The organism is Streptomyces sp. NBC_01275 (assembly GCF_026340655.1).
Taxonomy (GTDB): domain Bacteria; phylum Actinomycetota; class Actinomycetes; order Streptomycetales; family Streptomycetaceae; genus Streptomyces.
Genome location: NZ_JAPEOZ010000001.1, coordinates 3,760,934 through 3,773,110 on the forward strand (window position 1 = coordinate 3,760,934; position 12,177 = coordinate 3,773,110).

The following is a 12,177-nucleotide window of genomic DNA, read 5'->3' on the forward strand; positions in this document are numbered from 1 at the left end:
GCCCCCGGCGACGCCGACGCCAACGCCGTCACCCCGTCACGACGCGGTCACGATCCCCCCGTTGACAGCGCGGGCGCACTTGCCTAGCCACCCCACCCGGCGTAGACCAGAGCTCACGGGGCAGCGCCCTAACGTTCGACGATGACGAAGAACGGGGCAGTGATGCACAGCAGGAGCACGAGCACGCGCAACGCCGTGAAAGCAGCCGCAACCCTCCTGGCAGGAGCCCTCGCGCTCACGCTCACCGCGTGCGGCAGCGACGACGACAAGAGCAGCGGAAACGAGAGCAGTACCGGAGCGAAGGAGTCCGGCAGCGCCCTCACCCTCCCCAAGCTGAACGGCACGACGCTCGAGGTCGCCGCCGTCTGGACGGGCCCGGAACAGGCCAACTTCAAGAAGGTCCTGGCGGAGTTCGAGAAGCGGACCGGCGCGAAGATCACCTTCGTGCCCGCGCAGGACCCGATCATCAACTTCCTCGGGTCGAAGATCGCGGGCGGTCAGCCGCCGGACGTCGCGATGCTCCCGCAGCCGGGAGCCATCAAGCAGGCCGTGGACAAGAAGTGGGCCACCCCGCTCGGCGCGGACGCGAAGGCGGAGCTCGCGAAGAACTACTCGCAGGGCTGGCAGGACATCGGCGCGGTGAACGGCACCCAGTACGGCGTCTACTACAAGGCCGCCAACAAGTCGCTGATCTGGTACAACGCGAAGGTCTTCGAGAACGCGGGCGCGAGTGAGCCCGCCACCTGGGACGAACTGCTGAAGACCGCGCAGACGGTCTACGACTCCGGCGTCACCCCCTTCTCGATCCCCGGCGCGGACGGCTGGCCGCTGACCGACTGGTTCGAGAACGTGTACCTCTCCCAGGCGGGCCCGGAGAAGTACGACCAGCTGGCCAAGCACGAGATCAAGTGGACGGACGCCTCCGTCACCAAGGCGCTCACCACGCTCGCCCAGATCTGGGGCAAGAAGGACTATGTGGCGGGCGGTGCCGACGGAGCCCTCCAGACGCAGTTCCCGAACTCCGTCACCCAGACCTTCACCGGCGGCGACCAGCCGAAGGCCGCGATGGTCTACGAGGGCGACTTCGTGCAGGTCAACATCGCGCAGACGGACGCGAAGGTGGGCACGGACGCGAAGGTGTTCCCGTTCCCGAAGGTCGGCAGCACCGCGCCCGTGGTGTCCGGCGGCGACGCGGCCGTGATCTTGAAGGACTCCAAGGGCGCGCAGGCGCTGGCGACCTTCCTGGCCTCGCCGGACGCGGCGGAGATCCAGGCCAAGCTCGGCGGCTATCTCTCGCCGAACAAGAACGTCGACCTCGCCGCGTATCCGAACGACGTCCAGCGCAAGATCGCCCAGGCGCTGGTCGCGGCGGGCGACGACTTCCGCTTCGACATGTCCGACCAGGCCCCGCAGGCCTTCGGCGGCACGCCCGGCAAGGGCGAGTGGAAGGACCTGCAGGACTTCCTGAAGAACCCGACGGACGTGGCCGGCATCCAGAAGAAACTGGAGTCGGACGCGGCGGCGGCGTACGGGAACTGACCCGGCGATGAAGCAGTCCGTGACCGGCACCCGCAAAACCGTGGCGGCACTGTTCCTGCTGCCCGCCCTGGTGCTGCTGGGCGCGCTCGTGGTCTACCCGATCGGGTACTCGCTCGTGCGCAGCTTCTACGACCAGTCCGGCGACGGTTTCGCCGGAGTCGACAACTACAAGGCCCTCTTCACGGACGACGGCATCCGCACCGCCCTGAAGAACAACGTGATCTGGGTGGTGTTCGCGCCGACGGTCGCGACCGCGCTCGGTCTGATCTTCGCGGTGCTGACCGAACGGGTGCGCTGGGGAACGGCGTTCAAGCTGGTCGTCTTCATGCCGATGGCGATCTCGATGCTCGCCGCCGGCATCATCTTCCGGCTGGTCTACGACCAGGACCCGGACAAGGGCGTCGCCAACGCGGTGTGGGTGGGCGTCCACGACACGTTCGCCGAGGCCTCCGCGTTCCCCAAGGCCCACCCGGGCCGGGATTCGCCGCTCACCGCGCAGAGCGGCGGCTTCGTCACCAGGGCGGCCGTCCACACCGGCGACCCGGTGACCCTCCCCCTGGTGGGCGTCGCCCCCGACCAGATGCCCGACGGCGCGCGGAAGGCCGTAGCGCCGAAGGCGGATCCGGGGAAGATCACCGGCGTCGCCTGGCAGGACTTCACGCGCGGCAAGGGCGTCGGCACGCTCGGCGCGCCCGACCCGACCGAGCTGGGCTACGCCGGCATGAAGGTCGAGGCCGTGAAGGACGGCAAGGTGGTCGCGTCGACGAAGGCCGCCGCCGACGGGACCTTCACCCTCCCCGCCCAGGCCGACGGCGCCCTGCTCCGGCTCCCCGCGAGCAACTTCAAGGAGGCGTACAACGGCCTGGACTGGCTCGGCCCGTCGCTGGTCACGCCGGCGATCATCGGGTCGTACATCTGGATGTGGGCCGGGTTCGCGATGGTGCTGATCGCGGCGGGGCTGGCCGGGATGCCGCGTGAACTCCTGGAAGCGGCACGGGTGGACGGGGCGAACGAGTGGCAGGTGTTCCGCAGGATCACCGTGCCGATGCTCGCGCCGGTCCTCGCGGTCGTCGCCGTCACCTTGATGATCAATGTGCTGAAGGTGTTCGACCTGGTCTTCATCATCGCCCCCGGCTCCTCGCAGGACGACGCGAACGTGCTCGCCCTGGAGCTGTACCGCAAGGGCTTCTCCGAGGACCAGCCGGGCGTCGCCAGCGCGATCGCGGTGTTCCTGCTGCTGCTGGTGATCCCGGTGATGTGGTTCAACGTGCGCAGGCTGAGGCGGGAGGTGCGGCGATGACGTCAACGGCCAAGTGGCTGATCGAGAAGCTCAACGGCGGTCTGGTCCGGGTCTTCCTCATCCTCGTCGGCCTGTTCTGGCTGGTGCCGACGATCGGGCTGCTCGTCTCCTCGCTGCGCTCCCCGGAGGACCTGAGCGCGAGCGGCTGGTGGGAGGTCTTCAGCAAGCCCTCCCAACTCACCTTCGACAGCTACCGGAAGCTGCTGGAGAACGGCGACATCACCCACTCGATTCTCAACACGGTGCTGATCACGGTGCCGGCGACGCTCCTGGTCGTCGTCATCGGCTCGCTCGCGGGCTATGCCTTCGCGTGGATGGAGTTCCCCGGCCGGGACTGGTGGTTCCTGGGCGTGGTCGGGCTGCTGGTCGTCCCCGTGCAGGTGGCGCTGATCCCGATCGCCGAACTGTTCGGCAAGATCGGTCTGTTCGGCTCCGTCCTGGGGGTGGTCCTGTTCCACACGGGCTTCGGGCTGCCGTTCGCGGTGTTCCTGCTGCGGAACTTCTTCGCCGAGATCCCCCGCGAGCTGCTGGAGGCGGCCCGGCTCGACGGGGCCGGTGAGCTGCGGCTGTTCACGCGGGTCGTGATGCCGCTGGGCGGTCCGGCGATCGCGAGCCTCGGCATCTTCCAGTTCCTGTGGGTGTGGAACGACATGCTGGTCGCGCTGGTGTTCACCAATGCCGACAGCCAGCCGATCACGGTCGCCCTGCAGACGCAGGTACGGCAGTTCGGCAACAACATCGACGTGCTCGCGCCGGGCGCGTTCATCTCGATGGTGATCCCGCTGGCCGTGTTCTTCGCGTTCCAGCGGCAGTTCGTGTCCGGGGTGATGGCGGGCGCGGTCAAGTAACCGGTCAAGTCACCGGTCAAGTCACCGACGACGACAGCGCGACTGGGCGACTGGGCGACAGCGCGTCAGGGGTGGGCCGTCACCGGCCCACCCCTCCGCGTTCACCCTGCATCCCCCGTATGCCGTACGAACCGTAACCAACTCACTCCATCGGCCGTTCCCGGGCAAGGCCCTGTCTACCGCCCGTGCCGACCCATGGATGTCCCTTGCCCAGGTTCAGTGTCATCGTCCCCGCGTACAAGGTTCAGGCGTACCTGCACGAGTGCCTCGAATCGGTGCTGTCGCAGTCGTACGCCGATTTCGAACTGATCGCCGTCGACGACCGTTCGCCGGACGCCAGCGGCGAGATCATCGACGAGTTCGCGGCCCGCGATCCACGCGTGCGCGCCCTGCATCTGCCGGAGAACGTCGGTCTGGGCCCGGCCCGCAACGCGGGGATGGAGCAGGCGAGCGGCGACTACCTGGTGTTCCTGGACTCCGACGACACGCTCACCCCCGACGCGCTGCGCGCCGTCGCCGACCGGTTGAAGGAGACGGGCGAGCCGGACGTCCTGCTCTACGACTACGCGCGCACCTTCTGGTCGGGCCGGGAGGAACGCAACAAGGTCGCCGCCCAGTTGACCGAGCAGGGCCCCGCGCCGTTCCGTCTGGAGGACCGCCCGGGGCTGCTCAGGGTGCTGATGGTGGCCTGGAACAAGGCCTGCCGACGGGAGTTCGTCGAGAAGAACGGCCTCGCCTTCCCGCCCGGCTACTACGAGGACACCCCGTGGACGTACCCGCTGCTGATGGCGGCGGAGTCGATCGCCACCCTGGACCGGGTCTGCGTGCACTACCGCCAGCGCCGCCAGGGCAACATCCTCTCCACCACCAGCCGCAAGCACTTCGACGTCTTCGACCAGTACGAGCGGGTCTTCGCGTTCGTCGAGCAGCGGCCCGATCTCGCCCGCTGGCGGCCGGTGTTGTTCCGCCGCATGGTCGACCACTTCACCACCGTCTTCACCCGGCGCGACCGGCTCCCGCGCGGGGCGCGCGCCGAGTTCCTGCGCAAGGCCCGCGCCCACTACCGCCGTTACCGCACCCCGGGCGCGCCGATCCCGCTGCGCTCCCGGCTGCGGCACGGCCTCGTCCACCTGGGCCTGCACCGCACCTACCGGACGCTCCAGGCGGGCATGACCCTGCGCCGGCGTGCGCTGAAGCTGGGCGTGAAGCTCGCCCGGGCCCTGAAGGCGGCGGTGCTCCAGGCGCACTACCGCATCCAGCTGCGGCTGCCGCTGCGCGCAGACCGGGCGGTCTTCGCCGCGTACTGGGGGCGCGGGCACAGCTGCAACCCGGGCGCTCTGGAGGCCGCCTTCCGCAGCCTCGCGCCGCAGGTGCGCACGGCGTGGATCGCACGCCCCGAGCACCAGGACGCCGTCCCGCCGGGCCCGCGCCTGGTGACGCCCGGGACGGCCGCCTACTGGACGGCGCTGGCCCGCTCCAAGTACCTCGTCAACAACGTCAACTTCGACCGCCGCCTGGTCAAGCGGCCCGGCCAGGTCTTCGTCCAGACCCAGCACGGCACCCCCCTCAAGCACATGGGCCTCGACCTCCAGGAACGCCCGGCGGCCGCCCGGGACATGGACTTCGCCGAGCTCCTGCGGGGCGTCGACAAGTGGGACTATGTCCTGTCCGCCAACCGCCACACCACCCTGACCTGGGAGCGCGTCTACCCGGGCGGCTACGAGACCCTCGAGTACGGCTATCCGCGCAACGACGTCCTGCAGCGGGCGACGTCAGCCGACGTGGCCCGGCTGCGCGAGTCCCTCGGCATCCCGCGCGACACGGTCGCGGTCCTGTACGCGCCCACCCACCGCGACTACCGCCGCACCCAGCGCGCCCACCTCGACCTGGAGCGGATCCTGCGCCGCCTCGGCCCGCGCTTCGTGATCCTGGCCCGCGCCCACTACTGGCAGGACGCCCCGCCCGCCCGCACGACCCCGGGCGTCATCGACGTCACCGGCCACCCGAGCGTGGAGTCCCTCTTCCTGGCCTCGGACGTCCTGGTCACCGACTACTCGTCGATCATGTTCGACTACGCCAACCTCGACCGCCCGATCGTCGTCCACGCCGCCGACGACGACTGGGCGGCCTACCAGGCGGCCCGCGGAGCCTACTTCGACCTGCGGGCCTTCCCGCCGGGCGCGGTCGCGCGCAGCGAGGACGAGCTGATCGACATCTTCGCGACCGGCCACTGGCGCGGCTCCCGCTCCGCCCAGCTGCGCGCCGCGTTCCGCGAGCGGTTCTGCCCCTGCGACGACGGCCTCGCCGCCGAGCGCGTCGTACGACGGGTGGTGCTGGGCGAGTCGGCCGTCCTGCCGTTCGTGCCGCTGGGCGAGCGGCATCCGGTGCCGTCGGCGGCGTCGGGGCGCTCGGCGCTCGCCTCCGGGCAGGCCCCTCTCACCACCGTGCCGCAACCTTCCGGTTCCCTCCCCGTCACCGACAGCCTCTGAACGCCGTTTGCCCTTCCGGGAGTTCCCATGTCCACCAGCGGCTCGTCGCGGCCCACCCCGACCCGGCCCGCCACCTGGCGGCCGGCCGGACGCCCCGGCCGTACACCCTGAACGGCGACACCGCCTGATCAGCGCTACGGCCTGAGCACCCGACCCGGCCCGACCACCGACAGAGAAAGAGCAGAATGCCCCGCTTCAGCATCATCGTCGCGTCCCACGGGGTCGCGGGCCGGCTGTCCCTGGCGCTGGACTCCGTCCTCGCCCAGTCCTTCGGCGACTTCGAGCTGATCCCGGTCTGCGACGCGCCCGACGCCCCGGCCGCCGAGGTCGCCGCCGGTCACGCCGAGCGGGACTCCCGGGTGGCCCCCGTGCACTCGCCGCCGTCGGCGGGCCTGGCCGGGGCGCGCAACACCGGGATGCGGGCGGCGACCGGCGGGTATCTCCTCTTCCTCGACGGTGACGACACCCTCACCCCGGGCGCGCTGGCGGCCCTGGACGCGCGCCTGACCGAGACCGGCGACGTCGACGTCCTGTACGCCGAGCACGAGCGCACCCCCTGGTGGGAGGGCGAGCCGACCAACCCGGCCGCCCTGCTGCTGGCGAAGACCCCGAAGGGGGCCTTCTCCCCCGCCGAGGCCCCGCACGTGACCGGCGTACAGCTGCCGGCGTGGAGCGCGGCCTACCGGCGGGCGTTCCTCACGGAGCACGAACTCGCCTTCCCCGACGGCCACTTCACGGACGTCGGCTTCGGCGGCCTGGTCACCCTGCACGCCGAGCGGATCGCGGTGCTGCGCTCGGTCGTCGTACGGCATCTGCTGCGGCGGCAGGGCAGCCGGCTCAACCTGCCGGGCGAGCACCACGCCGAACTGCTGGACCGGGCGGAGCAGGTGCTGTCACGGGCCGCCGAACTCGAGGTGTCCGCCGACCGGTCGGGTCCGCTGTTCGGGCAGCTCTTCGCGGCCGTGCTGAAGACGGCCGCGCATCCGGCCCGGCTGCCGGACCGCCGCCGGAGGGCCTTCTTCCGCCGCGCGGGCAAGCTGTACCGCCGCCACCGCCCGGCCGGTTTCCGCAGGCCGGGCGGGAGTCTGGGCGTGCAGCACCGGCTGCTGGCGGCGGGGGCGTACACCGCGTTCCGCGCGCTGCGGGGCGTCAACCAGAAGGCGACGGCGGCCGCCGAGCGCCTCCCGCGCCCCCGGGGCCTGCGCACCCGCCTGTACTACCGCCGCCAGCTGCGCCGGCCCCTCGACCCGAACCTGGCCGTGTACTGCGCGTACTGGGGCCGCGGATACGCGTGCAGCCCGGCCGCGATCCACGCCAAGGCCGCCGAACTCGCCCCGCACATCCGCTCGGTGTTCCTCGTCGAGCCCGACCAGGCGCACGCGATGCCCGAGGGCGTCGAACACGCCGTCATCGGCAGCCGCCGCTACTGGCAGGTCCTGGCCCGCGCCACGTACCTCGTCAACAACGCCAACTTCGCGGAGGGCGTGGTCAAGCGCGAGGGCAGCGTCCATGTGCAGACACAGCACGGCACCCCGCTGAAGAAGATGGGCGTCGACCAGTCGACGTACCCCGTCGTCGCCGCCGCGACCGGCTCCTTCACCAAGCTCCTGGGCCGCGTGGACCGCTGGGACTGCAACGTCTCCTCCAACACCCACTCCACCCAGATGTGGGAGCGCGCCTTCCCGGGCCGCTACGAGCACCTGGAGTACGGCTATCCGCGCAACGACGTCTTCTACACGGCGACCGGCGAGGACGTGGCCCGCATCCGGCGGGAGTTGGGGGTGCCGGACGGCAGGACGGCCGTCCTGTACGCGCCCACCCACCGCGACTACCACACCGGCTTCGAGGCGGGCCTGGACCTGGAGGCCTTCTGCGAGGCGGCCGGCGAGGACGTCGTCGTCCTGCTGCGCGCCCACTACTTCTACGACCGGGGCGCGCGCGCCGACGCCGGCCGGATCATCGACGTCACGGGGCACCGCTCCTCGGAAGAGGTGTGCCTGGCCGCCGACGCGCTGGTCACCGACTACTCGTCGATCATGTTCGACTACGCCAACCTGGACCGCCCGATCGTCGTGTACGCCGACGACTGGGACGTCTACACCGAGACGCGGGGCGTGTACTTCGACCTGATGGCGGACCCGCCGGGCCCCGTCGCCCGGACCCCGCGGGAGCTGGCGCGCGTCTTCGCCGACGGCTCGTACGCGGGCCCGGAGTCCGCCGGCCGCAGGGCCGAGTTCCGTCGCCGCTTCTGCGGGTTCGACGACGGCCGGGCCGCCGAGCGCGTGGTGCGCCGGGTGCTGCTCGGCGAGCCCCCGGAGGCGATCCCGGCCGTGCGGCCGCTCGCCGAGCGCGTCCCGGCCCCCGCCGCCTCCACCCTCGTAAGGAGCTGACCCCCGCAGTGCCCCGCTTCAGCATCATCGTCCCCTGTTTCAAGGTGCAGGGCTTCCTGCGCGAGTGTCTCGACTCGGTCCTGGAGCAGTCGTACCGGGACATCGAGGTGATCGCCGTCGACGACCGCTCCCCCGACGGCTGCGGCGCGATCCTCGACGAGTACGCGGCCCGCGACGAGCGCGTCCAGGTTCTGCACCTGCCGGAGAACGTCGGCCTGGGCCGCGCCCGCAACGCGGGCCTGCCGCTCGCGAGCGGCGACTACCTGTTCTTCCTCGACAGCGACGACACCCTCACCCCGGGCGCGCTGCGCGCGATGGCCGACCGGCTGACGGAGGCCGACGACCCGGACGTGCTGGTCTTCGACTACGCGCGCACCTACTGGTGGGGCGGCACCCGCAGGAACGCCCTCGCGCACCTTCTGACGGACGTCGGCGAGGGAGCCTTCACGGCCGCCGAACACCCGGAGATCCTCGACCTGCTGATGGTCGTGTGGAACAAGGTCTACCGGCGGGACTTCGTCGAGGGCAACGGCTTCGTCTTCCCGCCCGGCTACTACGAGGACACGCCCTGGACGTTCCCGGTCATGCTCAGCGCGGAGCGGATCGCCACACTGGACCGGATCTGCCTGAACTACCGCCAGCGCCGCCAGGGCAACATCCTGTCCACCACCAGCCGCAAGCACTTCGACATCCACGACCAGTACGAGCGGGTCTTCGCCTTCGTCGACTCCCGCCCGGGACTCGCGAGTTGGCGGCCCTATCTGCATCGCAAGATGGGCGAGCACTGTCTGGACATCCTGGCCAAGCCAGACCGGCTGCCGCCGTCGGACAAGGGCGAGTTCTTCCGCCGTACGGCCGAGTTGTTCCGCGCTCACCAGCCGGCCGGCGAGCCGATCCCCGCCGAACTGCGGGTCCTGCGGGGCGGTTACGCGGCCTACCGGGTCAGGCGGCAGGCCGGACGCGCCGGACGGGAACTCGCCCGGCGCGGGGGGCTGGTGCGCGGGGCGGCCGCGGGACGCGTACGCCGGGGCGTGACCGCCGTACAGGCGCGCCGTGCGCTCGATCCGCAGCTGGTCGTGTACTCGGCGTTCTCGCACCGGGGCGTGCTCGGCGACCCGGGGGCCGTCTACCGTGCGGCCCGGGAGATCGCCCCGCAGCTGCGCGGGGTGTGGGTGGTGCGCGACGAGGAGACGGCGGCGCGGCTCCCGGAGGGCGTGGAGCACGTGCTCCTGGACTCACCGGCCTACCGGCGGGTGACCGCGCGGGCCGGGTTCTTCGTCAACAACGTCAACTGGCCCGGCGCGCTGGCCAAACGGCCGGGCAGCGTCCACATCCACACCCACCAGGGCACCCCGCTGAAGTACATGGCCGCCGATCTGCTGGCCAAGCCGGGGGCCCGGCACGGCGTGGACGTGCCGCAGATGCTGCGCCGCGCCGACCGCTGGGACTACAGCCTGGTCGCCAACCCGCACTCCGAGCTGGTGTGGGAGCGGGCCTACCCGTGTCACTTCACGTCCGCGCGGACCGGCAGTCCCCGCAACGACGTGCTGGTCGACGCCGACCCGCAGGCCTGCCTCGCCGTCCGCGCGCGCCTGGGCATCCCGGCCGACCACACGGTCGTGCTGTACGCGCCCACCCGGCGCGAGTACGTGCGCGGCGGGCACGTCGACCGGCTCGACCTGGCCCGGTTCGCCGCGGACCTCGGCGAGGACCACACCCTGGTGGTGCGTCTGCACCCGTCCCTCGCCGGGGGCCCCGCGCGCGGGATGGGCCTGGCGGATCTGCACCGGCGCGGGGTCGTCGTCGACGCGACGGACGAGCCGCACGTCGAGGACGTCATGCTCGCCTCCGACGTCCTGGTCACCGACTACTCGGCCCTGATGTTCGACTACGCCAACCTGGACCGGCCGATCGTCGTCCACGCCGACGACTGGAGCGCGTACACCGCCAGCCGGGGCGCGTACTTCGACGTCACCGCCGACGCCCCGGGCCATGTCTCGCGCACCTACCGCGAACTGGCCTGGCTGCTGGCCTCCGGCAGCTGGCGCGACGAGGAGTCGACCCGGCTGCGGGCGGACTTCCGCGAGCGGTTCTGCGCCTACGACGACGGCCGCGCCGCCGAACGGGTCGTACGGCAGTTGCTGCTGGGCGAGCCGCCGGCCGCGTCGGGGACGGCCCGGGTGCCCGGTCCGGCGGCCACGCACGACCTGGTCGCGTCGCCGTGAGCGTGCGCCCGAAGGTCCGGTTGCGGCCGCGCACTGGACTGCTGGTCCTGGCCGCGGTGTTCGCGCTGCTCCAGCTCGCGAACATCACCGGCCGGGACACCCCCGACACCAAGAACTACCTGTCGTACGCGCTGAGTCTGCGCGGGGAGAGCAAGCGGGAGGCGGCGGCCGCGACCATCGACTACGCGTGCAGGGGCAGCGCCTCGATCGCCGCCCGCCGGCACAGCGTGGACGTGGTCCGCTTCCACCGGCCCGGCCCCGCCGGCCGGGTGCTGGCCGAGTGCCGGGCGCGGGAGTGGCGCAACGTGGAGGCACGGCTGGCGGCGGGGCAGACGGGCGGGCGCACGGTGCCGTTCATGCCGGAGCGCTTCATGCGGATCTTCGAGGTGCGGCCCGGCTACCCGGTGTTCCTCCTGCCGTTCATCACGCTGTTCGGGGTGACGTGGGGGCTGTGGCTGGCGGGCGTCTCGGTGACGGCGGCGGGCGGGGTGCTGGTCTTCCTGATCCTGCGCGGCCGCCGCGCGTCCACCCCGGTCTGTCTGGCCGGGCAGGCCCTGTACTACGTCCTGCCGTGCGGCACGACCGCGATGCGCCCGATGACCGAGGGCCTGATGCTGGCGCTGACGCTGGCGGCGGTGTGGGGGTGCGCGCTGGCCCTGGACGGGCGGGTGCGGGCGGGGGCGTGGCTGGTCGGGGGCGCGCTGGCCGCCCTGTTCGCCGTCAAGCACTCGCAGGCGCTGTTCCTCGGGCTGTGCCTGGCGGGCGCGGGCGCGCTGATCGCCGTACGGCGTCGGCGGCGGGGGCGGCCCGTGGGGCGCGGGACGGTCGTGGTGAGCGTCGTGGGCGGGTGCGCGGTGGCCGGGACCATGCTGCTGGCCAGGCTGCTGCACTATCCGTCGGAGTCGGAGAGCCTGCAGGATCTGCTGACCCGTCACTTCGCCCGGCCGGACCGCACGCGCGCGTGGCCGGAGTTTCTGCACCTCCAGCTCAACTTCTGGGTGGAGTGGCTGCGCCGGCAGCTGTGGGAGCCGCTGTTCGTGACGGCGCTGGCGGCCGGGACGTGGGGGGTGCTGCGGGACCGGCCGAGGACGTTCGGCGTCTTCGCGCTCGCGGCCGCGTGCACCGGGATCCTGACGCAGGCCGGGCACCCCGACATGGCCATCTGGGGCGACCGGCTGATCGTGCTGGCATGGCTGCTGCCGGTGCTGGGGCTGCCGCTGCTGGTGGAGTCCGTGATCCGGGGGCAGTCGGCCCTTCCGGTCCTTCCGACGCAGGAAGGGCCGAGGAGAGGGCCGATCGGGCTCACTCGATGAGGTGACGGTCGGCGTCCCGGTCGGCAGGACCGGTGACGTGGACGGAAGACATTCCAAATGGCCCCCTTCTTCC

General features: G+C 71.7%; 7 protein-coding genes. All 7 read left to right on the forward strand.

What is annotated here, in order from left to right:
* Nucleotides 1–141: 141 nt before the first annotated feature.
* Entirely contained in the window at nt 142–1,539 is a 1,398-nt protein-coding gene (locus OG562_RS16480) for an ABC transporter substrate-binding protein (protein ID WP_266398149.1), read from the forward strand.
* A 7-nt stretch (nt 1,540–1,546) separates the two neighbouring features.
* Nucleotides 1,547–2,839 carry a carbohydrate ABC transporter permease gene (locus tag OG562_RS16485; protein ID WP_266398151.1) on the forward strand — a complete coding sequence of 431 codons (1,293 nt, stop codon included), beginning with the start codon at nt 1,547–1,549 and terminating at the stop codon, nt 2,837–2,839.
* Complete coding sequence (locus OG562_RS16490) at nt 2,836–3,687, forward strand: carbohydrate ABC transporter permease (protein WP_266398153.1); 852 nt, start codon at nt 2,836–2,838, stop codon at nt 3,685–3,687. Before OG562_RS16485 ends, OG562_RS16490 begins: the two co-directional genes overlap by 4 nt.
* Nucleotides 3,688–3,893: 206 nt before the next feature.
* On the forward strand, nt 3,894–6,176 hold the full coding sequence (locus OG562_RS16495) for a bifunctional glycosyltransferase family 2 protein/CDP-glycerol:glycerophosphate glycerophosphotransferase (protein WP_266398154.1): 2,283 nt from the start codon (nt 3,894–3,896) through the stop codon (nt 6,174–6,176).
* A 185-nt stretch (nt 6,177–6,361) separates the two neighbouring features.
* Nucleotides 6,362–8,566, forward strand: coding sequence for a CDP-glycerol glycerophosphotransferase family protein (locus OG562_RS16500; protein WP_266398156.1), 2,205 nt, complete (start codon nt 6,362–6,364; stop codon nt 8,564–8,566).
* 8 nt (nt 8,567–8,574) lie between these two features.
* A complete protein-coding gene (locus OG562_RS16505; RefSeq protein ID WP_266398159.1) occupies nt 8,575–10,791 on the forward strand; it encodes a bifunctional glycosyltransferase/CDP-glycerol:glycerophosphate glycerophosphotransferase in 2,217 nt (738 codons plus the stop codon).
* A gap of 20 nt (nt 10,792–10,811) precedes the next feature.
* Entirely contained in the window at nt 10,812–12,104 is a 1,293-nt protein-coding gene (locus tag OG562_RS16510) for a hypothetical protein (RefSeq protein WP_266409297.1), read from the forward strand.
* Nucleotides 12,105–12,177: the final 73 nt, after the last annotated feature.